The following is a 23,193-nucleotide window of genomic DNA, read 5'->3' on the forward strand; positions in this document are numbered from 1 at the left end:
TTTTCTGGCAAGATTCACATTTCTGTAAGCAACAGAATATAAATACATTTTCTACTGTGCTATCGCTCATAAAAAAAGGACGCCTCTGATGATTAAGTTTAGCGCAACGCTCCTGGCCACGCTGATCGCCGCCAGCGTCAACGCCGCGACGGTCGACCTGCGGATCATGGAAACCACCGATCTGCACAGCAATATGATGGACTTTGACTATTACAAAGATGCCGCCACGGAGAAATTCGGCCTGGTCCGTACCGCCACCCTGATCGAACAGGCGCGGGCAGAAGCGAAAAACAGCGTGCTGGTGGATAACGGGGATGTTATCCAGGGGAGCCCGTTAGGCGACTACATGGCCGCGAAAGGGTTGAAAGAAGGCGATGTGCATCCGGTGTATAAGGCGATGAATACCCTGAATTACGCCGTCGGCAACCTGGGCAACCATGAATTCAATTATGGCCTCGACTTCCTGCATAAGGCGCTGGCCGGGGCGAAATTCCCCTACGTGAACGCCAATATCATCGATGCCAAAACTGGCAAACCGATGTTTACGCCGTACCTGATCCAGGATACCCGGGTCGTGGACAGCGATGGTCAACCCCATACTCTGCGCATCGGCTATATCGGTTTTGTGCCGCCGCAGATCATGACCTGGGATAAAGCCAATCTCAGCGGTAAAGTGACGGTCAACGACATTACCGAAACCGCGCGCAAATATATCCCGGAGATGCGGGCGAAAGGGGCTGATGTGGTGGTCGTGGTCGCGCACTCCGGCCTCTCCGCCGACCCGTATCAGGCGATGGCCGAAAACTCGGTCTACTACTTAAGCCAGGTGCCCGGCGTGGACGCCATTATGTTCGGCCATGCCCACGCGGTGTTCCCGGGTAAAGACTTCGCCAACATCAAAGGCGCGGATATCGCCAAAGGGACGCTGAACGGCGTACCGGCGGTGATGCCGGGAATGTGGGGCGATCATCTCGGGGTGGTTGATCTGGTGCTGAACAACGACAGCGGCAAATGGCAGGTAACTCAGAATAGAGCGGAAGCGCGGCCAATCTATGACGCGGTGGCGAAGAAATCGCTGGCGGCCGAAGACGGCAAGCTGGTGGCGGTGCTGAAAGCCGACCACGACGCCACTCGCGAATTCGTCAGCAAGCCGATCGGCAAGTCCGCCGACAACATGTACAGCTATCTGGCGCTGGTGCAGGACGACCCGACGGTGCAGGTGGTCAACATGGCGCAGAAAGCCTATGTAGAACACTATATTCAGGGCGACCCGGATCTGGCGAAGCTGCCGGTGCTCTCCGCCGCCGCGCCGTTTAAAGTCGGCGGACGTAAAAACGATCCGGCGAGCTTTGTCGAAGTGGAGAAAGGTCAGCTCACCTTCCGCAATGCCGCCGACCTCTATCTCTACCCCAACACCCTGGTGGTGATGAAGGTCAGCGGGAAAGAGGTCAAGGAGTGGCTGGAGTGCTCCGCCGGACAGTTTAACCAGATCGATCCCGCCAGCAGCAAGCCGCAGTCGCTGATCAACTGGGACGGCTTCCGCACCTATAACTTCGACGTCATTGACGGGGTGAACTACCAGATTGACGTCACCCAGCCGGCCCGCTACGACGGCGAATGTCAGATGATCCATCCGCAGGCAGAGCGTATTAAGCACCTGACCTTTAACGGTAAACCTGTCGATCCGCAGGCCACTTTCCTGGTCGCGACCAATAACTATCGCGCTTACGGCGGCAAATTCGCCGGCACCGGTGAGAGCCATATCGCCTTTGCCTCACCGGATGAAAACCGTTCAGTGCTGGCGGCGTGGATAGGCGCGCAATCGAAGAAGGATGGCGCGATCCATCCGGCGGCGGATAACAACTGGCGTCTGGCGCCGATCCACAGCAACACGCCGTTGGATATTCGTTTTGAGACCTCGCCAGGCGACAAAGCCGCGGCGTTTATCAAAGAGAAAGCACAGTATCCAATGCGCCAGGTGGCCACCGATGATATCGGCTTCGCCATTTATCAGCTGGATTTGAGCAAGTAATGCCTGTTCCCCGATGGCGCTGCGCTTACCGGGGCTACAAACCGGGGCTGACGGGTAGCCCGGATAAGGCGCCAGCCGCTATCCGGGTACATCTCCCCGGCGGCGCTGCGCTTACCGGGGCTACAAACCGGGGCTGACGGGTAGCCCGGATAAGGCGCCAGCCGCTATCCGGGTACATCTCCCCGGCGGCGCTGCGCTTACCGGGGCTACCAACCGGGGCTGACGGGTAGCCCGGATAAGACGCCAGCCGCTATCCGGGAATATCTCCCCGGTGGCGGGGCTACAGGGAGTGATACATTTTCACTCCCCGTGGTTAGCCAACACCGCAGGCAGATTGCTCTCGATCCAGTCCGCCAGCGCCGCCACTTTCTCGCTCACCTGCAGGCCGAGCGGCGTCAGGCTATATTCAACGTGTGGCGGTACCACCGGATAAGAGACGCGGTCGATAAAACCATCCTGCTCCAGGGCCTGCAGCGACTGCGCCAGCATCTTTTCGCTGACCCCGCCCATTTTGCGGCGCAGATCGCTGAAGCGATGGGTCCCCTCGCGCAGCGCCACCAGAATCAACACGCCCCAGCGACTGGTGACATGTTTAAGCACATCGCGCGACGGGCACTGTTCCGCAAACAGGTTGCCGTTGCGCAGTTTCTCGCTCAGCGTCGGTTCGGCCATTTTCACACTTACCTTTTTGTACGTACTTACTAAAAGTTAGTTAAGGTGTTAGCTTACCACAACTGCCACTAAACACGAAGGAGAAGACCCATGATCGCCCTTACCGGTGCCACCGGCCAGCTTGGCCACTACGTTCTGCAAGACCTGTTAAAAACCGTCCCTGCCAGCCAGATTGTGGCGATTGTCCGCAACCCGGCCAAAGCCCAGTCCCTCAGCCAGCAGGGCGTCGTTGTCCGTCAGGCCGACTATAGCGACGAAGCGGCACTGACCGCCGCGCTGCAGGGCGTGGATAAACTGCTGTTAATCTCCTCCAGCGAAGTCGGTCAGCGCGCCGTTCAGCACCGCAACGTCATCAACGCCGCCAAAGCCGCTGGGGTGACATTCATCGCCTACACCAGCCTGCTGCACGCCGACACCTCGCCGCTGGGCCTGGCCGCAGAGCATATTGAAACCGAGCAGATGCTGGCCGACTCTGGTATCGCTTACGCCCTGCTGCGCAATGGCTGGTATACCGAAAACTATCTGGCCAGCGCACCGCCGGCGCTGGAGCATGGCGTGTTTATCGGTGCCGCCGGCGAGGGTAAAATTGCCTCCGCCACCCGCGCGGATTATGCCGCCGCTGCCGCCCGCGTTATCGCTGGTGAAGGCCATGAAGGGAAGATTTACGAACTGGCGGGTGATAACGCCTGGACGCTGAGCGACCTGGCTGCTGAGCTGAGCACGCAAAGCGGAAAAAACGTGGTCTACCAGAACCTCAGCGAAGCCGATTTCGCCGCCGCGCTGAAAAGCGTCGGTCTGCCGGCGGGTCTGGCGGATATGCTGGCGGATTCCGATGTCGGCGCGTCGAAAGGCGGGCTGTTTGACGACAGCCGCACCCTGAGTACGCTGATCGGCCGTCCGACCACCTCCCTTGCTGAAAGCGTGAAAGGCATTCTGTAACCACCCCTGTCAGCTTTTGCGGTTGCGTCCCGGCGGTTCCTCTCTCATATTGAAGGGATAACCGTCGGGAGGCAGGCATGCAGGGCGTACCACCCCAATTTAGTGATGAAAAAGACCGCGCGCGCTTTCGCCATCTCGAACAGCTGCCCGGGGTGGAGCTTTACCACGCCCATATCTCTCGCTACGCCTTTGAACCCCATACCCACGAAGCCTTCGGCATCGGCGTGATTGAGCAAGGCGCTGAACGCTTTCGCTACCGCGGCAGCCAGCATATCGCCGCCGCGAACGCCATTGTCACCATGAATCCCGACGAGCTGCATACCGGCGAAGCGGAAACCGCTGACGGCTGGCGCTACCGGATGATTTATCTGGAGCCGGACCGTCTGGAAGCCATCACCGGGGTGCGCGACTGGTGGTTCAGCGAGGTGGTCCGCGAGGATCCCCTGCGTTCCCGACAGATTGGCCAGCTGATTTATGGCCTGTGGCATAGCGACGATCCGCTGGCCCAGCAGGGACTGCTGCTCGACCTCATCGACGCCTTCCGCCCTCTGGCCCACCATGCCTCTGCGCAGGGTGAGGCCGGGCATCGCTTCGACCGGGTGCGCGACTACCTGCACGATAACTATATGCGCCCCATCACCCTCGACGAGCTGGCGCAGGTGGCGGCGCTTAGCCCGTACCACTTTCAGCGCCAGTTTAAAGCCCACTATCACGTGACGCCCCATCAGATGCTGATGGCCATCCGTCTGTGGCGCGCCAAGGCATTTCTCACCCACGGTATGCCCGCCGCCGAAGTGGCGATAGCCGTCGGCCTCACCGACCAGTCCCACCTGACCCGCGCCTTCACCCTGCGTTACGGCATTACGCCGGTGCGCTATCAGAAGCAGGTCGCCAGGCGCTAATGCGCAATCTCATACAATATTCCTGCCCGGCCCCCTTCTACACTGCAGACAACTGTGATGACAACGGATGCAATGATGATTAGTGGTGTGCTGTACGCCCTGCTGGCGGGGCTGATGTGGGGATTAATTTTTGTCGGGCCTTTGCTGGTGCCAGAGTACCCGGCGATGCTGCAGTCAATGGGACGCTATCTGGCGCTGGGCCTGATCGCCCTGCCGCTGGCGTGGCTCGGACGCGCGCGTTTGCGCCAGCTGAGCCGGAACGACTGGTGGACCGCGCTGGGCCTGACGATGATGGGGAATCTTATCTATTACGTCTGCCTGGCCAGCGCCATTCAGCGCACCGGGGCGCCGGTCTCCACCATGATTATCGGCACGCTGCCGGTGGTCTTGCCGGTCTTCGCCAATCTGCTCTACAGCCAACGCGACGGAAAGCTGCCGTGGCGGCGTCTGTTTCCGGCGCTGGTCTGCATCGCCGTGGGCCTGATCTGCGTTAACGTCGCAGAACTGCGCCAGGGGCTGCCTGATTTTAGCCCGTGGCGCTACGGCTCCGGCATCGCGCTGGCGCTGGGATCGGTGGCCTGCTGGGCCTGGTATGCCCTGCGCAACGCCCGCTGGTTGCGGGAAAATCCGCATCAGCCGCCGATGATGTGGGCTACCGCTCAGGCACTGGTCACGCTTCCGGTTTCGCTGGCCGGCTATCTCGCCGCCTGCGCCTGGCTGCACGGCCAGCAGGCCGGGTTTCCCCTGCCCTTCGGCCCGCGCCCGGCGGTGTTCATTACGCTGATGCTGGCCATCGCGGTGCTCTGCTCATGGGTCGGCGCGCTGTGCTGGAATATCGCCAGCCAGCGGCTGCCGACGGTGATCCTCGGGCCGCTGATCGTCTTCGAAACTCTGGCCGGGCTGCTGTATACCTTCCTGCTGCGGCAAAGTTTACCGCCGCTGCTGACCCTGAGCGGGATCCTGTTGCTGGTGCTCGGCGTGGTCTCCGCCGTACGCGCCAGACCGGAAAAACCGATGCTGCAGCCGCTGACGGACGAAAAAAAGTAGCCAGGCCTCCTTAAGGGGTATTCCCTCGCCAAAAAGATGCATTTAAAATACATCTTATATTCCTGATGACGAGGTAACTGCTATGGCTTTCCGTGACCAACCTTTAGGCGAGCTGGCGCTGACCATCCCGCGCGCCTCCGCCCTGTTCCGTCAATACGATATGGATTACTGCTGCGGCGGCAAACAGACCCTGGCGCGCGCCGCATCGCGGAAAGCGCTGGATGTCGCGGTGATTGAAGCCGAGCTGGCGAAACTGGCCGAGCAGCCTCTTTCCCGCGACTGGCGCGCGGCGCCCCTCCCGGAGATTATTGACCACATCATCGTCCGCTATCACGACCGGCACCGCGAACAGCTGCCGGAGCTGATCCTGCAGGCCACCAAGGTTGAACGTGTGCATGCCGATAAACCGAACGTGCCGAAAGGGCTGACCAAATACCTGACCATGCTGCATCAGGAACTCTCCAGCCACATGATGAAAGAGGAGCAGATCCTGTTCCCGATGATCAAACAGGGGATGGGCGCCCAGGCCGGGGGGCCGATCAGCGTAATGGAAAGCGAGCACGATGAAGCGGGTGAACTGCTGGAGGTCATTAAGCACATCACCCATAACGTGACGCCGCCGCCGGAAGCCTGCACCACCTGGAAGGCGATGTATAACGGTATCAACGAGATGATTGACGATCTGATGGAGCACATCAGTCTGGAAAATAACGTACTGTTCCCGCGCGCCCTTGCCGGAAAATAAAAAGGCGCCCGCAGGCGCCCTCGACATTGTCCGTCTTACTTTGGCCACTCCGGGTGGCCTTTTTTATTTCGCCAGACGTTTTTTGCCGGCAAACAGCCAGCCCGCGCCCAGCAGAACAAACCACAGCGGGGTGACCATCAGCGCTTCACGGGTATCATCTTCCAGGGTCAACAGCACCAGTACGAAGACGAAGAAGGCCATGCACACCCAGCACATGAATTTGCCCAGCGGCATCTTGTATTTGGACTTTTCATGCAGCTGCGGGCGCTTTTTACGGTAGACCAGATAAGAGCAGAGGATAATCGTCCAGACGAACATAAACAGGATCGCCGACACCGTGGTGATCATGGTGAACGCGGCAATCACGCTCGGGTTGACCATCAGCATGACCACACCGCCCAGCAGGCACATGCAGGAGAAGGTTAAACCCTTCGCCGGCACCGCACGCTTCGACAGCTTGGCGAACATCTTCGGCGCCTGGCCATCCTGCGCCAGACCGAACAACATACGGCTGGTAGAGAACACGCCGCTGTTGGCCGAGGAGGCTGCGGAAGTCAGCACCACAAAGTTGATCAGGCTCGCTGCCGCCGGCAGGCCGACCAGCACGAACAGCTCGACGAACGGGCTCTTGCTCGGCACCACGGAGCTCCACGGCGTCACCGACATAATCACAATCAGCGCGAAGACGTAGAACATAATGATACGCAGCGGGATGGAGTTAATCGCCCGTGGCAGGGATTTCTCCGGGTCTTTGGTTTCGGCGGCGGTGGTCCCCACCAGCTCAATCCCCACGAAGGCGAACACCGCAATCTGGAAGCCGGCAAAGAAGCCGCTCAGCCCTTTCGGGAACCAGCCGCCGTCATTCCACAGATGGGCGAAAGAGGCTTCGACGCCGGTCGGCGATTTGAAATGCATCATGACCATCACCAGGCCGACGACGATTAGCGCCACAATGGCGACGATTTTGATCATCGCGAACCAGAACTCCATTTCGCCAAACATTTTGACGGTGGCCAGGTTCAGGCCCAGCAGCAGCAGGATCACCGCCAGCGAGGCGACCCAGTCGGAGAGTCCGGGAAACCAGAACTGCGCGTAGGCGGTGATCGCCACTACGTCCGCCATTCCGGTGACGACCCAACAGAACCAATAGGTCCAGCCGGTAAAGTAACCCGCCCACGGCCCCAGCAGATCGGCCGCAAAATCGCTGAAGGATTTATATTCGAGGTTCGACAGCAGTAATTCGCCCATGGCTCGCATAACGAAAAACAGCATAAAACCGATAATCATATAAACAAAAATAATAGATGGCCCGGCAAGGCTGATAGTTTTGCCAGAACCCATAAATAACCCAGTGCCGATCGCCCCGCCAATCGCAATCAGCTGAATATGTCGGTTTGTGAGATTTCGCCGTAGCGATTGTTCAGTCGGCTCCTGCTCAATAGCAGCGACTTTAACCTGATCTACCATGTGATTTCTTCCTGTTGTACCTGTCTGTGTTGTTCAGGCTCTGATGGCCCGTCGTCTGTCATTAACCCCAGCAAGGGCTAGTCGATATTAGGTAAGAATCGGAGGGATGAATACTATGATTTAGATATAATGTTAATTTTATGTTTAAAGTGAGTGTTATATCACTCATCCACCGCGAAATAGCTCACAAAAATACACCCATATGCGATGAATGCAAAACATAATTCTAATTAATTTTTAACTTAAGGATTTTACGCTATTTTTGCGGCTTCCCCCGCCTTAAGGGAAGAGGAAGCCTCTGCTGTTTAGATAATATCCAGCAGTTCAACTTCGAAGATCAGGGTGCTGAACGGAGGAATCGACGCGCCAGCGCCGCGTTCGCCGTAGGCCAGGTTGTGCGGGATCGTCAGTTCCCATTTAGAACCGACCGGCATCAGGGTCAGCGCTTCAATCCAGCCGCCGATTACGCCGGTCACCGGGAATTCAGCTGGCTCACCACTGGCGACGGAGCTGTCGAAGACGGTGCCGTCGATCAGTTTGCCGGTGTAGTGCACGCGTACGCGGTCGGTACGTGCCGGGATCGGGCCTTCGCCCTGGGTCAGTACGCGGAACTGCAGACCAGATTCGGTGCTATTCACACCCTCTTTCTCGCGGTTTTCATCGAGGTATTTCTGGCCGTCGGCGGCCATGGCCTGGAAACGTTCGCGGCGTACGGCGTCAGCGCGCTCGTGGATTTCACGCAGCGCGCGGTGAACGGCTTCCACCGGCACCTGCGGCTGGTTACCTTCCAGCGCATCGGCGATACCCGCCACCAGCGCTTCCGGCAGCAGCCCCTGCAGGCCGGATTCGCTCAGCTGTTGTCCAACCTGCAAGCCGATACCGTAACTTGCCTGCGCTTCGATAGTGTCAAAAGTTGGGGTTGCCATCGTTGTTCCTTTTTGGGTGATAAACATCAAGAGAAAAGCGTGCGAAAGCATAACAGCCATAGCGAAATGGGTAAAACTTTGTCGGCGGATGATGACAAATCTCAGCGAAACAGAAACAATAGGCGGCAGCAGGTTAACTTCACTTTGTTCCGGTCATCAGGACGTTAGCCATCTATACTCATAGGCAGGATAAAAATATGCGGAGCAGGAGGAAAGCCATGCCCGGGCGCTTTGAACTGACATCTACCCTGGCGAAGATCTGGCACGCCCCGGATCATTTTCGCCTCCTGGACCCGCTTCCCCCGATGCACCGCCGGGGTATCATCGCAGGCTTCCTGTTGGTCATTATCGGTATCCTTCTTCCTTCCGACGATAGCCAAAGCCCGGCGACAAACAGCCGCGAAGCGAACCTGAATCTTCAGTCGCAGTCCCAGCCGCAAGCTGGTGGCAATCAGGCCGTTCCGCTCCCGCCGATCACCAATACGCCGACCGTGAGCGATGCCGATCAGATGGCGCCCGTCGCCCCGGAGCCGATTCAGGACGAGCAGCCAGATCAGGCGCAGACGCAGCAGCCTGCTTCCCAACCGTATCAATCCTCGCAGCAGCAGTCCGCACCGGGCATTGAGCAGCAGTGGCGGACCTATCGCATCGAGTCAGGCAAAACCCTGGCCCAGCTGTTCCGCGATCATGGGCTGCCGGCCACCGACGTCTACGCGATGGCGCAGGTTGAAGGCGCTGGCAAACCATTAAGCACGTTGCAGAGCGGACAGACGGTACAAATTCGGCAGAACGCCAACGGCGTAGTCACCGGCCTCACTATCGATACCGGCAACGGCCAGCAGGTGTTGTTTACCCGCCAGTCGAACGGCAGCTTTGTGCGTGCGCGATAGTGGAGAAGACGACAGCAAGCGTTACGCCGCCGCAAAATGAAAGGCGCTAAAAAGCAAAACGCCGGCACAAGGCCGGCGATTTGTTGTTACCAGAACGTCAGAGGCCGATTACTCAGCAACCACGTTGATGATAACTTTAGCGAATACTTCGCTGTGAACCTGGAAGTCCACTTCGTGCTCGCCAACGTTACGCAGAACGCCGTTCGGCAGGCGAACTTCGCTCTTAGCAACTTTAACGCCTGCTGCAGTAACAGCGTCAGCGATGTCGCGAGTACCGATGGAACCGAACAGTTTACCTTCGTCGCCAGCTTTGGACGCGATGGTTACGGATTCCAGGGCGTTGATCTGCGCAGCACGAGCTTCAGCAGCTGACAGAACGTCAGCCAGTTTGGCTTCCAGTTCAGCGCGACGTGCTTCGAAGAATTCAACGTTTTTCTTGGTAGCAGGAACAGCTTTACCCTGCGGGACCAGGAAGTTACGAGCGTAGCCCGCTTTAACGTTAACCTGATCACCCAGGCTACCCAGGTTTGCTACTTTATCAAGCAGAATAACTTGCATTACCTTATCCTCTCAAAGTCGTATTAATGGACCGTGACCGATTACTGATGACGATCAGTGTACGGCAGCAGGGACAGGTAGCGAGCGCGTTTGATAGCGCGAGCCAGCTGACGCTGGTATTTTGCACGGGTACCGGTGATACGGCTCGGGACAATCTTACCGCTTTCGGTGATGTAGTTTTTCAGCGTAGCGATATCTTTATAGTCGATCTCTTGAACGCCTTCCGCGGTGAAACGGCAGAACTTGCGACGACGGAAATAACGTGCCATATGGCTAGTCTCCAGAATCTATCAATTCAATCTGCTCGGCATGCAGAACCATTTTGCTCAAGCCGTTCTTTGCCTTATGGCAAGAGATGAACCCTCGAACGGTTACTGCGCTACCGACCGTTATACTGTGAGTAATGGCCTGGTTTTCGTGACCGCTAATAATAACGGGCATTTGACACCATGCCTGCCGGTGAAAACCGGCTTCCTCCTGCACTGAACGATGCTCAAGCACGAACTGGCAGTGAGGAATTCCTGACGGGCTGACCTTACGAAGTGGAGTCCTGCAAATAATGCCGGACAGCTCCAGACGGTTGGTCATCAGGATTACTCTTCAGAATCCCCAGCTTCAGAATCATCTGCGGTTTCGTTGGCGAAATCTTCGCGACGCTCACGGCGCTCGTCTTTCGCTTTAACCATCGGAGATGCTTCGGTAACAGCGTGCTTAGTACGCATTACCATGCTGCGGATAACGGCGTCGTTGAAGCGGAAGTTAGTTTCCAGCTCATCGATCGCTTCCTGCGGCGCTTCAACGTTCAGCAGAACGTAGTGAGCTTTGTGCAGTTTGTTGATCGGATAAGCCAGCTGACGGCGGCCCCAGTCTTCCAGACGGTGGATCGTACCTGCTGCTGCAGTGATTGCACCAGTGTAACGTTCGATCATGCCCGGAACCTGTTCGCTCTGGTCAGGATGGACCATAAAAACGATTTCGTAATGACGCATCGAATTGCTCCTTACGGATTATTCAGCCTCCTGTCTGGGTCAGCCGCGGCCCATGGAGGCAAGGAACGTGTTAAAGGGCGGCTGAAAAATTGACGCGTCATTCTAATGGCGCCCCCCCAGGAACACAAGCGGATTTGCACAAATAATTCGCACTAAGCGCCAAGTGGCGCTAAGTGGGTGATTTAAAATTAACCAATAAAGGAAGCGGCATTTTTTTGAACGACTGCATCAGAAAAGGTCGCCATGCGACGAACGCGCAGCGATTACACTTATATCAGAGCCAAACGACCACAGGAGAGCCCCCGAGTCAGCGTCAGGACTGTCAGTCAGGAGCGTAGTATATGAAACTGAAAATCATCGCCATGATGGCTGCGCTTTTCTTCAGCGCCAACGCGCTGGCAGCTATCCAAATCACCGAACGTCAGGCCCGCAACATGGACGACGTGCAGAGCCTCGGCGTTATCTATATCAATCACAATATGGCCACTGAGCACGAGGCCGAGCAGGCCCTTAGCCAGATGAGCGATGCGCAGGGGGCGAAATACTTTCAGCCTATCCTGATGCACGAACCCGAAACCAACGGCCCGCTTCGCGCCAGCGCGGTGATATACCGCTAACGCCTGCCCGATTCTTCGCCTCTCCTTGCGAGGGGCGAAGCGAGGCCTGCGCCTAAACGCAATTGAGAATTATTTTACAAACCGACTTATCAGCGCCATCGCAACCTGATTTAATCAGCCACTCGCCATTTGATAATCAGGAGTGATTGATGGTTCCGCGTTTCGCCACCTTAGGCCGTATCCCCAAAGGCGTTTGGGTACTCGGCGGCGTCAGCCTGCTGATGGATGTCTCCTCCGAGATGATCCACAGCCTCTTACCGCTGTTTATGGCCACCACCCTCGGCGCCAGCGTGATAATTATCGGTCTTATCGAGGGACTGGCGGAAGCCACCGCCCTGATCCTGAAAGTCTTCTCTGGCGTAATCAGCGACTATGTCGGCAAGCGCAAAGGACTGGCGCTGCTGGGATACGGCCTGGGCGCGCTCAGTAAGCCGCTGTTTGCCATCGCCCCCACCGCCGGAGTGGTGTTTAGCGCCCGCATGATTGACCGCGTAGGGAAAGGTATTCGCGGCGCGCCGCGCGATGCGCTGGTTGCCGACGTCACCCCGCCGGAGATCCGCGGCGCCGCCTACGGGCTCCGCCAGGCGCTGGATACCGTTGGCGCCTTTCTCGGCCCGCTGCTGGCGGTGCTGCTGATGTTTATCTGGGCCAACGATTTTCACGCTATTTTCTGGGTGGCGGTCATTCCCGCCGTGCTCTCCATTCTCCTGCTCGGGTTTGGCCTGCAGGAGCCAAAATCCGCCATCGCACACAAACGCAGCAATCCACTGAAGCGCGAAAACCTGAAAAAGCTCTCCGCCGCCTACTGGTGGGTAGTCGCCATCGGCAGCATCTTCACCCTCGCCCGCTTCAGCGAAGCCTTTCTGGTGCTGCGCGCCCAGCAGATGGAGATCCCGCTGTTTACCATCCCGCTGGTGATGGTGGCGATGAACCTGGTCTACAGCCTCACGGCTTACCCGTTCGGTAAACTCTCAGACAGCATGAGCCACAGCAAACTGCTGCAGTGGGGACTGCTGGTGCTGATCCTCGCCGATATCGTGCTGGCGCTCAGCGGCCACTGGAGTACGCTGCTGCTCGGCGTCGCGCTGTGGGGGATTCATATGGGAATGACCCAGGGCCTGCTGGCAGCGATGGTTGCGCATACCGCGCCGCCGGAACTACGCGGTACGGCATTCGGTATGTTCAACCTGATGAGCGGCCTGGCGCTGCTGCTGGCCAGTACCGGCGCAGGGGTACTGTGGGAAACCTTCGGCGCCGCCTCGACGTTTTACGCCGGCGCGATAATTTGTATGGTCACGCTCATCGGCATGCGCGTGATGCCGTCGGCCTATCGTCAGGGCTAAAAAAACGGCTCCGGGGCCAGACCAGTTGCTTCACCGTGAGGGGTGAAAGCCCCGGAGCGCGCTATCTACTTTTGCCCATAGTAGGCGTTTGGCCCATGCTTACGCTGAAAATGCTTATTCATCAGCCAGCTATCGATGGGCTGCAACTGCGGATTAATCCCGCGGGCAATCCACGCCATGCGCGCAACTTCTTCCATCACCACCGCGTTGTGTACCGCCTCGTGGGCGTCTTTGCCCCAGGCAAACGGCCCGTGCTGATAGACGACGATCCCAGGCGTATGCAGCGGATTCGACGCGCCCAGCGTTTCGATAATCACCTGCCCGGTGTTCAGCTCGTAAGCCTCGTCCACCTCCTGTGCGCTAAGCGCCCGGGTACAGGGGATATCACCGAAGAAGTAGTCCGCATGGGTGGTGCCAAGCGCCGGGATCGCCAGCCCCGCCTGCGCCCAGGCGGTGGCATGCGTCGAGTGGGTATGCACCACTCCGCCAAGGTCGGGATAACGACGATAGAGCGCCAGATGGGTGGCGGTATCAGAGGAGGGGCGATACAGCCCTTCCACCACGTTGCCCTCAAGATCCACGACAACCATATCGTCCGCCTTCATGGTCTCATAGGCGACGCCGCTGGGCTTGATCGCCACCAGCCCGCGCTGCCGGTCAATGGCGCTGACGTTGCCCCAAGTGAAGGTCACCAGGCCGTAGCGCGGCAGATCCATATTGGCCTCGAACACCTGCTGTTTCAGTTGTTGCATTACGCCGCCTCCATCAGGCCTGCGCGGGCCATCCGCGCCTTCACCCAGTCACGTGCCTTCGCCACCTCCGCCAGCGGGTCAGCGCTGGTTTCGCTCCACATCTCAATCAGATACGGGCCACAGTAGCCGGTTTGCTTGAGCGTTTCGAAGCAGCGTTCAAAATCAACCACCCCTTCGCCGAACGGCACGTTTTTAAAGACGCCAGGTTTCGTGTCTTTGACGTGTACCGCCACGATATGCCCGCTCCCCGCCTTCAGTTCCATCTGGACGTCGTTATCCCACGCTGACAGATTGCCGATATCAGGGTAAAGCTGGAACCACGGATTATTCAGGTAATGGGCGTAGCCTAAGGCCTTACTGATCGAGTTCATCAGCGGGTAATCCATGATCTCCATCGCCAGCGTGACCTGGGCACGGCTGGCCATTTCGACGCTCTGTTTCAGGCCGTCGCGAAAGCGGCGGCGCGTCTCATCGTTCGCCTGCTGGTAATAGACGTCGTAGCCTGCCAGCTGGATCACCCGGATCCCCACATCCTGCGCCAGCTGAATAGCTTTACGCATAATTTCCAGCCCCTGATGACGCACCGCGTCGTCTTCACTACCCAGCGGAAAACGGCGATGGGCGCTAAGGCACATCGATGGTACCCGGACGCCGGTGTCAGCCACCGCCTTGACCAGCGCCAGACGCTGCTCGGGGCTCCAGTCCAGTCGCGCAAGGCGCACGTCCGTTTCATCGAGAGACATTTCCACAAAATCAAAGCCCAGCGCCTTCGCCAGCTGCAGCCGCTCCAGCCAGCACTCCCCGGCGGGGAGCGCTTTTTCATAGATGCCGAGCGGAATGGATTTCGCCAACATAACCGCTCCTTAACCCCACAGCTGGGCGATAGAGCGTTTAAACTGGCGCGCCGCTTCCACCGGCGAGGCGGCATCGCGGATGCTGCGCCCGGCAATAAAGACGTGAATAGGGATACCCGCGAACAGCGGCAGGTCTTCCAGCGCCAGACCGCCGGTGACAGTCACTTTGAAGCCCATATCGGACAAACGTTTAATCGCGCTGATATCCGCCTCGCTCCACGCCACGCCTGCCGCCTGTGCGTCGCGGCTGCGGTGATAGACCACCTGCTGAATACCCGCCTCGCGCCATGCCTGCGCCTGTTCCCAGGTCCAGAAGCCGGTCAGCTCAATTTGCACATCGCCGTTAAATTCTTTGGCGACGTCCAGCGCCCCTTTGGCGGTATTGATATCGGCACAGCAGATCACCGTGACCCAGTCGGCGTTGGCTTCAAAGCACATCCGCGACAGGATCTTGCCGGCGTCGGCAATTTTGGCGTCCGCCAGCACGATTTTATGCGGATACAGCGCCTTCAGATCGCGCACCGCACGCACCCCTTCGCCGACGCAAAGAATAGTACCGACTTCAATGATATCCACCTCTTCGGCGATCAGGCGGGTCGTTTCATAGGCACTGGCCAGCGTTTGGTTGTCCAGAGCGACCTGTAACATAGGTAATGACATGATGGTGTTCCTTTTAAACAGCCGCCGCGGTGGCGTTTTTGATTAAATCCAGCACTTCCTGCTCGCTACGGCAGGCGCGTAAACGGTCGAAATTGGCTTCATCGTCAAACAGGTTAACGATCTGCATGATGCCCACCTCCTGGTGAGTGGTGGCATCAACCGCCGCCATGGTGATCAGGATGTCGACCGGGTCGTTATCTTCGTGGTTGAAAACCAGCGGTTTTTTTAGCGTGACCAGCGCAAAGCCGGTTTTCCTGACGCCCTCTTCCGGCCGCCCGTGCGGCATGGCTAATCCCGGAGCGATCACAAAATAGGGGCCGTGCTGCGCGACGCCGTCGAGGATCGCCTGGTAGTAGCGCGGTTCCACCACGTCGGCGGCCACCAGCAGATCGACGCCGATTTTCACCGCCTCCTGCCAGGTTTCCGCTTCCGCCTGCAGGCGAATGGAGTGATTCTGCGCCAGTGATTCATGGAGTTTCATGGCCGCTCCTTATTTCACGTCCTGCGGGAAGTGAGCTTTGATCACCTCCAGCAGTTTTGGGCCGAAATCCGCCGGCGACAGCATATTACGTACGCCCACCACGTGTTTATTGCCGGAGACGGTAATCTCACCCGCGATATGGGTTGAAGCGATGATGATATCCGCGCCGTTCAGTTCGCTTTTGTATTCACCTACCGCGCAGCTGTTTACCGTGTGGTCGATGTTGGATTGCGTCAGGAACTGATCCACCTTCATTTTCATGATCATGGAACTGCCTTGCCCGTTGCCACACACAGCCAGAATACGTACGGTCATAATCAGAACTCCTTATTGGGCAGAGGCCTCTGCCAGTTGTTTTTCCGCGTCTTCCTCGGCACGCAGCGCGCGGCCGGCGAAGAACATATAAGCCAGTGCAATCAGGATGATGACGGCCATAAACGCCAGCCCGATGGAGGCGAAGCCCTGCATCATCGGCGGCGCCAGAATCGACCAATCCGCCATCCCCATCCAGGCGCTCATACCGGTGAGCTTCACCGCCCATACGCAGCCGAAAATTTCAACCATGCCCATCACAAGGCAGATCTTGAGCGCCGCACGCCAGCCGCCGAAATGGTTGGCAAAAACGCCAATCGTCGCGTTGGAGAAGAACATCGGGATAAAGCCTGGAATAATCAGAATTGAAGAGCCGATGCCGACCAGAATGCCGACGGCAATCAGCTGGCCGATGGTGCCCCACATAAAGCCCCACACCACCGCATTCGGCGCAAAGCTGTAGATCGCGGCGCAGTCAATCGCCAGCACCGCGCCGGGGATCAGGCGTTGCGAGATGCCGTTGAAGGCTTCGGACAGTTCGGCGACGAACATCCGCACGCCCTGGGTAATGATGAAAATAGCCACCGCGAAGGAGAAACCGGTCTGCAGGATATAGACCGTCCAGTGGGTTTTGCCCGCCATCGCCTGCACCACGTCAATACCGAAGGAAAGCAGGATCGCGCCAAAGAAAATGGTCATCACAATCGCGGTAGAGACGATGTTGTCGTGGAAGATATTCAGCCAGCCAGGCAGCTTGAGGTCTTCGACGCTCTCCTCTTTTTTCCCCAGATACGGCGCCACTTTGTAGGCAATCCACGAGGCAAACTGCTGCTGGTGACCGATGGAGAAGCCGCAGCCGTCGGTGACCAGTTGGGTAGGCTTGAACATCATGTTGGAGGTGATCCCCCAGTACAGGGAGACCAGTACCGCGGTGCAGATAATGGTCGTCCACATCCCGTAACCAAAGATGAAGAACGAGACCGCAATCAGCCCCGCCTGCTGAAACATGATATGGCCAGTCAGCATGATGGTGCGGATACCGGTAATGCGGCGCAGCAGGACATAACAGATGTTGAGCGCCAGTGCCAGGAGCACCGCATACCCCACCCAGCTGTAGGCCTCGCCCATCCGGTCGATGGTCGCCATCATCGAGGCGTAAGTGTCGGAAATCGCGCCATTGATGCCATAGACCTCTGACATTTTCGCCACCACCGGCTTAAAGGTGCTGGTGAGGATGCCGGAACCGGCTTGTAACAGCATGAAACCAATGATGGTTTTGATCGTACCTTTGATAATCACGCTGACGCTTTTACGCAACAGGATATAGCCAAGGCAGGTCACGATACCCAGCAGCAGCGGGGCATTGGTCATGACCTGATTAAAGAAGACGGTAAAGATGTTGTAGAGGATCTCCATAACACACTCCAGAAGAGGAAGGCTTTGAACGCGCATGTCGCTCAGCAGTTGTCGTCGCCCTCACTCTAATAATCAAAAATAATCACAACAAGATTGAATTTGATTAAATGTGACGTACGCCGCAATAATCCTCACTTTCACTCTGGTCATTACCAATTATGTACGTAGACACATAAATAAACATTTTTAAATCATATAGATAAAACAATACCTAACGTCAATTTGAGCGGATAGAGCCCGGAAATTATGCACGACGCCTCGCAAAAATGCAGGAAAACAAGATTGCAATCTTGAAAACACAGTGACAACATAAATCAAAACCAATCAAATACTGATTACTTTTGAAAATGCATGAGGAAGACCGCGATGAGTAAAGTCCAAACCATCACCCGAGAATCATGGATCCTGAACACCTTTCCGGAATGGGGTAGCTGGCTGAATGAAGAGATTGAACAAGAGCAGGTTGCGCCAGGCACCTTCGCCATGTGGTGGCTGGGCTGTACCGGCATCTGGTTAAAATCCGAGGGTGGGGCTAACGTCTGCGTCGATTTCTGGTGCGGCACCGGTAAACAGAGCCACGGCAATCCGCTGATGAAAACCGGCCATCAAATGCAACGGATGGCGGGGGTGAAGAAACTGCAGCCGAACCTGCGCACCACGCCGTTCGTGCTCGATCCGTTCGCCATTCGCCAGATTGACGCCGTACTGGCGACCCACGATCATAACGATCATATTGACGTCAACGTCGCCGCCGCCGTGATGCAGAACTGCCCGGCCGATGTGCCCTTTATTGGGCCGAAAACCTGCGTCGACCTTTGGATCGGCTGGGGCGTACCGAAAGCGCGCTGTATCATCATGAAGCCCGGTGATGTGGTGAAGATCAAAGACATTGAGATCCACGCGCTCGACGCGTTCGATCGCACGGCGCTGATCACCCTCCCGGCGGATCAAAAAGCCACCGGCGTGCTGCCGGACGGCATGGACCAGCGCGCAGTCAACTATCTGTTTAAAACGCCGGGCGGCAATCTCTACCACAGCGGCGATTCCCACTACTCCAACTACTACGCGAAGCACGGCAACGAGCATCAAATTGACGTCGCCCTCGGCTCGTATGGCGAGAACCCGCGCGGCATCACCGACAAAATGACCAGCGCCGATATCCTGCGTATGGCGGAGTCGCTCAACGCCAAAGTGGTGATCCCGTTCCACCATGATATCTGGTCAAACTTTCAGGCCGATCCGCAGGAGATCCGCGTCCTGTGGGAGATGAAAAAGGATCGTCTGAAGTACGGCTTCAAGCCGTTTATCTGGCAGGTCGGCGGCAAATTTACCTGGCCGCTGGATAAAGACAATTTCGAATATCACTACCCGCGCGGCTTCGATGACTGCTTCACAATTGAGCCGGACCTGCCGTTCAAATCCTTCCTGTAAGCCGCCTCCGGCAGGCACTGCCTGCCGGAAATACCCCGTCTCAGGGTTAGTATTTTCACATGATTTCAAATATCATCTTTGCCGTTCACTTTTAATCGGATTCGCTCATGACGGAAGCGCAAAGGCACCAAATTCTGCTGGATCTGCTCGCCCAAACGGGGTTTGTTACCGTAGAGCAGGTGATGTCGCGGCTCGGGATCTCACCCGCAACCGCCCGACGTGATATCAACAAGCTGGATGAAAGCGGCAAACTGAAAAAGGTTCGCAATGGCGCGGAAGCCATTAGTGAGCAGCGCCCCCGCTGGACGCCGATGAATATCCATCAGGCGCAAAACCTGGATGAAAAAGTGCGTATCGCACGCGCCGCTTCGCAGCTGATCGCGCCGGGGGAAAGTATCGTCATTAACTGCGGCTCCACCGCCTTTCTGCTGGGGCGGGAACTGTGCGGTAAACCGGTGCAGATCATCACTAACTATCTGCCGCTGGCTAATTACCTGATCGACCAGGAGCACGACAGCGTGATTATCATGGGTGGACAGTACAACCGTAGCCACGCCATCACGCTCAGCCCCCACGGTAGCGAAAACAGCCTGTATGCCGGACACTGGATGTTCACCAGCGGCAAAGGACTCACCGCCGAAGGGCTCTACAAAACCGATATGCTGACCGCCATGGCCGAGCAGAAAATGCTCAACGTGGTCGGCAAACTGGCGGTGCTGGTCGACAGCAGCAAGGTCGGCGAGCGCGCCGGGATGTTATTCAGCCAGGCCGGGCAAATTGACGTGGTGATCACCGGGAAACAAGCTGATGCCGCAATCCTCAAACAGCTTGAGGATCAGGGCGTCAGCGTGATCCGCGTTTAAAGATGCTGGCGGAAAAAGGCGACCGTCGCGGCCAGCGCCTCTGGCGTAATGCGATGGCGGACGCCCTTTTGCCAGACGCAGGTCAGCCTGGCGGTAAGATCGCCTTGCCGCAGCGCCTGCTCAAGACGGAAGGTCTCTTCCGGCGGCACCACATCGTCAGCGTCCCCATGCCAGAGCAACAGCGGCCGCCGGGCAAGGGACGCCAGCTGATGGCTGACATCCCATTCGCGGAGACTGTCAGCATCAAAGCCAGGCGAGGGAAACAGGGTTTGCGACAGCGAACGAAAATAGCCCGACCCCATCAGACAAGCGACGCTGTTCAGTTCGGGATGGTGCGTCATGATGCCCAGCGCCGTCATCCCTCCCATCGAGGCGCCAGCCACCGCCAGCCGCTCTCCCTCCAGCCATCCCTCGGCGATAATCGCCTCGCGCAGCGCGGGAAACTCCCTGAAATTCTGCTGCAGGATCGGCCAGAAGCGCTGCATCCGCCCGGCCTCGTCGCCCTGATAACGCGCCCCATGCTCCGGCGCATCCGGCATGATCACCCGGAAGCCCGCCTCGGCCAACGCCACCGCAAAGTAGCTGTAGACCAGCTTCGACGAGGTAAAGCCATGATAAAAAACGATACAGGGCAAGGGTTTATTCAGACTCTCCTGCGGGCAGGCATGCAAAATTTCACCGCCGCCGAGGTTGCGCATTTCTAGTGCAATCATTTATCGTCTCCCTTCTCTATCGTGGTAAGGCGTCATGGGAAAATTCATTCACCGGGCAACCCAGTTTGCTACGATTCATAATGTTGAGAACCCGGTTACGCTTTCACAACATTTTCATTCGAAAATCGCGTCAGAGATAACAGTTCGGGAACATTCCCCGGCAATCCTGTTAAGGCTACCACTACACTATCACTATCAGGAAACGAGATATGGTTATGCGCAGGTTTTCACCGTGGTTACTGGCTATCGTCCTCAGCGGGTGTAGTGCCCTGCAGGGAACGCCGGAAGCCCCGCCGCCCGCCACCGACCATCCGCAGGAGATCCAGCGTAACCAGACGGCTGGCCTGCAGAAAATGGCCACGGTGAGTGTGCTGATGTACGGTTCGCCGATGGATGTCGAAGCGGCGCTGAAGGCCAAAGCAGAAGCGGCCAAAGCCGATTACTACGTCATCATCATGATCGATGACACCATGGTACCCGGCCAGTGGTATTCGCAGGCGATCCTCTATCGTCGATGACGAGGCGGCGTCTTTAAATCTGCTTTACACAGCTTTGCGTCCATTCACGTTCTCCTGTGCATAATAACGTTCGGCCAGCCACCTGGCAGGACGTTAGCAACGGACTGCCCTTGGGACTACGTGAAATGGAGCTGACGATGAAACGATCTTTTACCCTACCCAGCCTGCTGTTTACCGCTGCGACGGCCAATACGTCCGCGCAGTCAGCCGAATTCGCCAGCGCGGATTGCGTCACTGGCCTGAATGAAATCGGTCTGATCTCCGTCACTAATCTTTCCGGCAGCCAACAGGATGTGGAGCACGCCATTGCCCGCAAAGCGGACGAGCAAGGCGCCTCCTGGTATCGCATTATTCAGATGTACGAAGAACAACAGCCGGACAGCTGGCGCGTACAGGCCATTCTCTACGCCTGAGGCGCCTGGCGCCCGCGCCCCATGGCCCGCAGCAGCAGGTCGTCGAGGGTCGGCGCATCAAGACGCATGCCGCCGCGGGTGTCGAGCATCATCCGACACCAGGCTTCAGCCAGCGGCGGCGAAGCGTGGAGCAGCATCTGCGCCCCCGCGCCAAGACGATAGACCAGCCGGGCAATCTCTCTCCCCTGCTCTTCGGCGGGCCGTCTCAGCAGCTGCTGCAGTTGACGCCACGCGCGGTCGAGATGGCGATTCTGTCCTTTCACCTCCGCGCACTCTGCCGCCAGCAGCTCCATCGCCGCCGGCTGCTTGCTGAGCACCCGCATGACATCGAGACACATAATGTTGCCGGAACCTTCCCAGATGCTGTTGACCGGCATCTCACGGTAGAGGCGCGGGAGTTCGCTCTCCTCGCAATAGCCGATGCCGCCGAGCACTTCCATCGCCTCGGCGACAAACGGGATGCCGGCCTTACAGATGGCAAATTTGGCCGCCGGCGTAAACAGGCGCGCCCAGGCGCTTTCCCGGGCATCCTCCCGACGGTCCCAGGCGCGAGCCAGGCGAAACAGAAACGCGGTTTGCCCCTCCAGACGCAGCGCCATTTGCCCCAGCAGCTGGCGCATCATCGGCTGATCGACCAGGTTTTTGCCAAACGCCTGACGCTGTAGCGCGTGATACAGCGCCACCGAGAAGGCGCGACGCATCAGGGCATGGCTGCCCAGCGCGCAGTCAAAGCGGGTCAGGCCGCCCATCCTGAGGATCTGCCGCACGCCGTCGCCCTCTTCGCCCACCAGCCAGCCGCAGGCATCATAAAACTCCACTTCACTGCTGGCGTTGGAGCGGTTGCCAAGCTTCTCTTTTAAGCGTTCAAGACGCACGCCGTTGCGCTGCCCGTCGGGCAGCAGACGCGGCACAAAGAAGCACGACAGTCCCGCGGGGGCCTGGGCCAGCACCAGGTGGGCATCGCTCTGCGGCACTGAGAAGAACCACTTGTGTCCCACCAGCCGGTAAAACCCTTCCGCCGTTTTCTCCGCGCGGGTGGTATTGCTCAGCACATCGGAGCCCCCTTGCTTCTCGGTCATCCCCATGCCGATCAGCAGGCCGCGCTTCTGGCCGCCAGGCGCGAGGTGGGGATCGTAACGGTCGCTCAGCAGCGGCGACAGCCAGTCGCGAAAGGGCGCGGGCAGGGCGTGCTGCAGCAGGGGCGTCGCGGCGAAGGTCATGGTAATCGGGCACAACGTCCCGGCCTCCACCTGGGCATGAAGCAGAAAGCGGGCGGCACGCGCCACAAACGCGCCTTCGCGGGCATCCTCCTGCCAGGCGAGGTTATGCACCCGGTTCGCACACAGCCCCTGCATCAGCAGGTGCCAGGCGGGATGGAAGCGTACGTCGTCCAGCCGGGCGCCAGTGGCGTCATAGCGCAGCAGCTCCGGTGGGTTACTGTTGGCCAGGCGTCCCAGCTCCAGCGATTCGGCGGTCCCCAGCTGCTGGCCAATGCTGGCGAGCAGATCGCCATCCCAGCCGGCGCCTTCGCGGACCACCGCTTCACGCAAGGCGGTATCGGACAGGAAAAGATTGCTGTTATTCAGCGGAGTCGGTTGATTAAAAACGGTGTGCGTTTGCCAGTGCATCGTGTCTCCCTCCATCAATGGCGAT

The 23,193-nt window shown here is 58.1% G+C and carries 27 protein-coding genes; 12 read left to right on the forward strand and 15 right to left on the reverse strand.

Annotated features, from left to right (window positions below; all coding sequences use genetic code 11):
• Positions 1–88: 88 nt before the first annotated feature.
• The gene (gene cpdB / locus AC3EMD_RS24975) at positions 89–2,032 is read left to right on the forward strand and encodes a 2',3'-cyclic-nucleotide 2'-phosphodiesterase (RefSeq protein ID WP_023323514.1); all 1,944 of its coding nucleotides are present in this window, start codon (positions 89–91) and stop codon (positions 2,030–2,032) included.
• Positions 2,033–2,332: 300 nt separating this feature from the next.
• Here cpdB and AC3EMD_RS24980 read toward each other — a convergent pair whose 3' ends face one another.
• Positions 2,333–2,704, reverse strand: a complete 372-nt coding sequence (locus tag AC3EMD_RS24980; protein WP_012543100.1) for a winged helix-turn-helix transcriptional regulator — start codon at positions 2,702–2,704, stop codon at positions 2,333–2,335.
• A gap of 90 nt (positions 2,705–2,794) precedes the next feature.
• Here AC3EMD_RS24980 and AC3EMD_RS24985 point away from each other — a divergent pair, with 90 nt between their 5' ends.
• The 4 genes from AC3EMD_RS24985 (at position 2,795) to ytfE (ending at position 6,337) form a co-directional block, all read left to right on the forward strand.
• Positions 2,795–3,643, forward strand: coding sequence for an SDR family oxidoreductase (locus AC3EMD_RS24985; protein ID WP_008807166.1), 849 nt, complete (start codon positions 2,795–2,797; stop codon positions 3,641–3,643).
• A 77-nt stretch (positions 3,644–3,720) separates the two neighbouring features.
• Positions 3,721–4,545 (forward strand): AraC family transcriptional regulator, encoded by an 825-nt coding sequence (locus AC3EMD_RS24990; RefSeq protein ID WP_012543102.1) that lies wholly within the window; start codon positions 3,721–3,723, stop codon positions 4,543–4,545.
• A 75-nt stretch (positions 4,546–4,620) separates the two neighbouring features.
• Positions 4,621–5,592 carry a DMT family transporter gene (locus tag AC3EMD_RS24995; protein WP_023323512.1) on the forward strand — a complete coding sequence of 324 codons (972 nt, stop codon included), beginning with the start codon at positions 4,621–4,623 and terminating at the stop codon, positions 5,590–5,592.
• Positions 5,593–5,674: 82 nt separating this feature from the next.
• A complete protein-coding gene (gene ytfE / locus AC3EMD_RS25000) occupies positions 5,675–6,337 on the forward strand; it encodes an iron-sulfur cluster repair protein YtfE (RefSeq protein ID WP_012543104.1) in 663 nt (220 codons plus the stop codon).
• Positions 6,338–6,400: 63 nt separating this feature from the next.
• On the opposite strand, the gene cycA is transcribed toward ytfE, so the two are convergent.
• Together cycA and bamJ are read right to left on the reverse strand one after the other, a co-directional pair.
• Positions 6,401–7,804, reverse strand: coding sequence for a D-serine/D-alanine/glycine transporter (gene cycA / locus AC3EMD_RS25005; RefSeq protein ID WP_008807170.1), 1,404 nt, complete (start codon positions 7,802–7,804; stop codon positions 6,401–6,403).
• A 305-nt stretch (positions 7,805–8,109) separates the two neighbouring features.
• Complete coding sequence (gene bamJ / locus AC3EMD_RS25010; protein WP_302073827.1) at positions 8,110–8,730, reverse strand: BamJ family beta-barrel-assembly machinery protein; 621 nt, start codon at positions 8,728–8,730, stop codon at positions 8,110–8,112.
• A 218-nt stretch (positions 8,731–8,948) separates the two neighbouring features.
• Here bamJ and AC3EMD_RS25015 point away from each other — a divergent pair, with 218 nt between their 5' ends.
• Positions 8,949–9,620, forward strand: a complete 672-nt coding sequence (locus AC3EMD_RS25015; RefSeq protein ID WP_022064856.1) for a LysM-like peptidoglycan-binding domain-containing protein — start codon at positions 8,949–8,951, stop codon at positions 9,618–9,620.
• A 108-nt stretch (positions 9,621–9,728) separates the two neighbouring features.
• Here AC3EMD_RS25015 and rplI read toward each other — a convergent pair whose 3' ends face one another.
• Genes rplI through rpsF form a run of 4 tightly spaced genes read right to left on the reverse strand, consistent with a single transcriptional unit; the run spans position 9,729 to position 11,167 of the window.
• A complete protein-coding gene (gene rplI, locus AC3EMD_RS25020; RefSeq protein WP_008807173.1) occupies positions 9,729–10,178 on the reverse strand; it encodes a 50S ribosomal protein L9 in 450 nt (149 codons plus the stop codon).
• Positions 10,179–10,219: 41 nt separating this feature from the next.
• Positions 10,220–10,447, reverse strand: a complete 228-nt coding sequence (gene rpsR, locus AC3EMD_RS25025) for a 30S ribosomal protein S18 (protein ID WP_000135199.1) — start codon at positions 10,445–10,447, stop codon at positions 10,220–10,222.
• 4 nt (positions 10,448–10,451) lie between these two features.
• Positions 10,452–10,766, reverse strand: a complete 315-nt coding sequence (gene priB / locus AC3EMD_RS25030) for a primosomal replication protein N (RefSeq protein ID WP_002885722.1) — start codon at positions 10,764–10,766, stop codon at positions 10,452–10,454.
• 5 nt (positions 10,767–10,771) lie between these two features.
• Entirely contained in the window at positions 10,772–11,167 is a 396-nt protein-coding gene (gene rpsF / locus AC3EMD_RS25035) for a 30S ribosomal protein S6 (RefSeq protein ID WP_008807174.1), read from the reverse strand.
• Between the two features lie 341 nt (positions 11,168–11,508).
• Here rpsF and AC3EMD_RS25040 point away from each other — a divergent pair, with 341 nt between their 5' ends.
• The gene (locus AC3EMD_RS25040; RefSeq protein WP_002885689.1) at positions 11,509–11,784 is read left to right on the forward strand and encodes a YdgH/BhsA/McbA family protein; all 276 of its coding nucleotides are present in this window, start codon (positions 11,509–11,511) and stop codon (positions 11,782–11,784) included.
• Positions 11,785–11,933: 149 nt separating this feature from the next.
• Complete coding sequence (locus AC3EMD_RS25045; protein WP_008807176.1) at positions 11,934–13,127, forward strand: MFS transporter; 1,194 nt, start codon at positions 11,934–11,936, stop codon at positions 13,125–13,127.
• A 65-nt stretch (positions 13,128–13,192) separates the two neighbouring features.
• Here AC3EMD_RS25045 and AC3EMD_RS25050 read toward each other — a convergent pair whose 3' ends face one another.
• From AC3EMD_RS25050 to ulaA, 6 genes are read right to left on the reverse strand one after another with little or no spacing between them, the layout of a single operon-like run.
• Positions 13,193–13,879, reverse strand: coding sequence for an L-ribulose-5-phosphate 4-epimerase (locus AC3EMD_RS25050; protein WP_012969108.1), 687 nt, complete (start codon positions 13,877–13,879; stop codon positions 13,193–13,195).
• Positions 13,879–14,733, reverse strand: coding sequence for an L-ribulose-5-phosphate 3-epimerase (locus tag AC3EMD_RS25055; protein ID WP_008807178.1), 855 nt, complete (start codon positions 14,731–14,733; stop codon positions 13,879–13,881). Before AC3EMD_RS25055 ends, AC3EMD_RS25050 begins: the two co-directional genes overlap by 1 nt.
• A 9-nt stretch (positions 14,734–14,742) precedes the next feature.
• On the reverse strand, positions 14,743–15,393 hold the full coding sequence (ulaD, locus tag AC3EMD_RS25060; RefSeq protein WP_008807179.1) for a 3-keto-L-gulonate-6-phosphate decarboxylase UlaD: 651 nt from the start codon (positions 15,391–15,393) through the stop codon (positions 14,743–14,745).
• Between the two features lie 13 nt (positions 15,394–15,406).
• A complete protein-coding gene (gene ulaC / locus AC3EMD_RS25065; RefSeq protein ID WP_063105916.1) occupies positions 15,407–15,874 on the reverse strand; it encodes a PTS ascorbate transporter subunit IIA in 468 nt (155 codons plus the stop codon).
• 9 nt (positions 15,875–15,883) lie between these two features.
• A complete protein-coding gene (gene ulaB / locus AC3EMD_RS25070) occupies positions 15,884–16,189 on the reverse strand; it encodes a PTS ascorbate transporter subunit IIB (protein ID WP_002885682.1) in 306 nt (101 codons plus the stop codon).
• A 12-nt stretch (positions 16,190–16,201) separates the two neighbouring features.
• Positions 16,202–17,602, reverse strand: a complete 1,401-nt coding sequence (ulaA, locus tag AC3EMD_RS25075; RefSeq protein WP_012543107.1) for a PTS ascorbate transporter subunit IIC — start codon at positions 17,600–17,602, stop codon at positions 16,202–16,204.
• A gap of 366 nt (positions 17,603–17,968) precedes the next feature.
• Between ulaA and ulaG the strand changes: the two genes are divergently transcribed.
• Complete coding sequence (gene ulaG, locus AC3EMD_RS25080) at positions 17,969–19,033, forward strand: L-ascorbate 6-phosphate lactonase (RefSeq protein ID WP_302073828.1); 1,065 nt, start codon at positions 17,969–17,971, stop codon at positions 19,031–19,033.
• 107 nt (positions 19,034–19,140) lie between these two features.
• The gene (gene ulaR / locus AC3EMD_RS25085; protein ID WP_008807183.1) at positions 19,141–19,896 is read left to right on the forward strand and encodes an HTH-type transcriptional regulator UlaR; all 756 of its coding nucleotides are present in this window, start codon (positions 19,141–19,143) and stop codon (positions 19,894–19,896) included.
• Here ulaR and yjfP read toward each other — a convergent pair.
• On the reverse strand, positions 19,893–20,609 hold the full coding sequence (gene yjfP / locus AC3EMD_RS25090) for an esterase (RefSeq protein WP_023296924.1): 717 nt from the start codon (positions 20,607–20,609) through the stop codon (positions 19,893–19,895). The two genes, ulaR and yjfP, sit on opposite strands and share 4 nt — an antisense overlap.
• A gap of 209 nt (positions 20,610–20,818) precedes the next feature.
• On the opposite strand from yjfP, the gene bsmA reads away from it, so the two are divergent.
• Positions 20,819–21,127, forward strand: a complete 309-nt coding sequence (bsmA, locus tag AC3EMD_RS25095; protein WP_008807185.1) for a biofilm peroxide resistance protein BsmA — start codon at positions 20,819–20,821, stop codon at positions 21,125–21,127.
• A gap of 137 nt (positions 21,128–21,264) precedes the next feature.
• The gene (yjfN, locus tag AC3EMD_RS25100) at positions 21,265–21,540 is read left to right on the forward strand and encodes a DUF1471 family protease activator YjfN (protein ID WP_008807186.1); all 276 of its coding nucleotides are present in this window, start codon (positions 21,265–21,267) and stop codon (positions 21,538–21,540) included.
• Here the strand turns inward: yjfN and AC3EMD_RS25105 are convergent.
• The gene (locus AC3EMD_RS25105) at positions 21,531–23,168 is read right to left on the reverse strand and encodes an isovaleryl-CoA dehydrogenase (RefSeq protein WP_302073829.1); all 1,638 of its coding nucleotides are present in this window, start codon (positions 23,166–23,168) and stop codon (positions 21,531–21,533) included. The genes yjfN and AC3EMD_RS25105 overlap by 10 nt on opposite strands.
• Positions 23,169–23,193: the final 25 nt, after the last annotated feature.

Source organism: Klebsiella sp. PK18 (assembly GCF_057784655.1).

Bases quoted from the DNA above. Each gene is read 5' to 3' on its own strand.
- cpdB (WP_023323514.1), top strand. From the start codon at position 89: ATGATTAAGTTTAGCGCAACGCTCCTGGCCACGCTGATCGCCGCCAGC.
- AC3EMD_RS24980 (WP_012543100.1), bottom strand. From the start codon at position 2,704: ATGGCCGAACCGACGCTGAGCGAGAAACTGCGCAACGGCAACCTGTTT.
- AC3EMD_RS24985 (WP_008807166.1), top strand. From the start codon at position 2,795: ATGATCGCCCTTACCGGTGCCACCGGCCAGCTTGGCCACTACGTTCTG.
- AC3EMD_RS24990 (WP_012543102.1), top strand. From the start codon at position 3,721: ATGCAGGGCGTACCACCCCAATTTAGTGATGAAAAAGACCGCGCGCGC.
- AC3EMD_RS24995 (WP_023323512.1), top strand. From the start codon at position 4,621: ATGATTAGTGGTGTGCTGTACGCCCTGCTGGCGGGGCTGATGTGGGGA.
- ytfE (WP_012543104.1), top strand. From the start codon at position 5,675: ATGGCTTTCCGTGACCAACCTTTAGGCGAGCTGGCGCTGACCATCCCG.
- cycA (WP_008807170.1), bottom strand. From the start codon at position 7,804: ATGGTAGATCAGGTTAAAGTCGCTGCTATTGAGCAGGAGCCGACTGAA.
- bamJ (WP_302073827.1), bottom strand. From the start codon at position 8,730: ATGGCAACCCCAACTTTTGACACTATCGAAGCGCAGGCAAGTTACGGT.
- AC3EMD_RS25015 (WP_022064856.1), top strand. From the start codon at position 8,949: ATGCCCGGGCGCTTTGAACTGACATCTACCCTGGCGAAGATCTGGCAC.
- rplI (WP_008807173.1), bottom strand. From the start codon at position 10,178: ATGCAAGTTATTCTGCTTGATAAAGTAGCAAACCTGGGTAGCCTGGGT.
- rpsR (WP_000135199.1), bottom strand. From the start codon at position 10,447: ATGGCACGTTATTTCCGTCGTCGCAAGTTCTGCCGTTTCACCGCGGAA.
- priB (WP_002885722.1), bottom strand. From the start codon at position 10,766: ATGACCAACCGTCTGGAGCTGTCCGGCATTATTTGCAGGACTCCACTT.
- rpsF (WP_008807174.1), bottom strand. From the start codon at position 11,167: ATGCGTCATTACGAAATCGTTTTTATGGTCCATCCTGACCAGAGCGAA.
- AC3EMD_RS25040 (WP_002885689.1), top strand. From the start codon at position 11,509: ATGAAACTGAAAATCATCGCCATGATGGCTGCGCTTTTCTTCAGCGCC.
- AC3EMD_RS25045 (WP_008807176.1), top strand. From the start codon at position 11,934: ATGGTTCCGCGTTTCGCCACCTTAGGCCGTATCCCCAAAGGCGTTTGG.
- AC3EMD_RS25050 (WP_012969108.1), bottom strand. From the start codon at position 13,879: ATGCAACAACTGAAACAGCAGGTGTTCGAGGCCAATATGGATCTGCCG.
- AC3EMD_RS25055 (WP_008807178.1), bottom strand. From the start codon at position 14,733: ATGTTGGCGAAATCCATTCCGCTCGGCATCTATGAAAAAGCGCTCCCC.
- ulaD (WP_008807179.1), bottom strand. From the start codon at position 15,393: ATGTCATTACCTATGTTACAGGTCGCTCTGGACAACCAAACGCTGGCC.
- ulaC (WP_063105916.1), bottom strand. From the start codon at position 15,874: ATGAAACTCCATGAATCACTGGCGCAGAATCACTCCATTCGCCTGCAG.
- ulaB (WP_002885682.1), bottom strand. From the start codon at position 16,189: ATGACCGTACGTATTCTGGCTGTGTGTGGCAACGGGCAAGGCAGTTCC.
- ulaA (WP_012543107.1), bottom strand. From the start codon at position 17,602: ATGGAGATCCTCTACAACATCTTTACCGTCTTCTTTAATCAGGTCATG.
- ulaG (WP_302073828.1), top strand. From the start codon at position 17,969: ATGAGTAAAGTCCAAACCATCACCCGAGAATCATGGATCCTGAACACC.
- ulaR (WP_008807183.1), top strand. From the start codon at position 19,141: ATGACGGAAGCGCAAAGGCACCAAATTCTGCTGGATCTGCTCGCCCAA.
- yjfP (WP_023296924.1), bottom strand. From the start codon at position 20,609: ATGATTGCACTAGAAATGCGCAACCTCGGCGGCGGTGAAATTTTGCAT.
- bsmA (WP_008807185.1), top strand. From the start codon at position 20,819: ATGGTTATGCGCAGGTTTTCACCGTGGTTACTGGCTATCGTCCTCAGC.
- yjfN (WP_008807186.1), top strand. From the start codon at position 21,265: ATGAAACGATCTTTTACCCTACCCAGCCTGCTGTTTACCGCTGCGACG.
- AC3EMD_RS25105 (WP_302073829.1), bottom strand. From the start codon at position 23,168: ATGCACTGGCAAACGCACACCGTTTTTAATCAACCGACTCCGCTGAAT.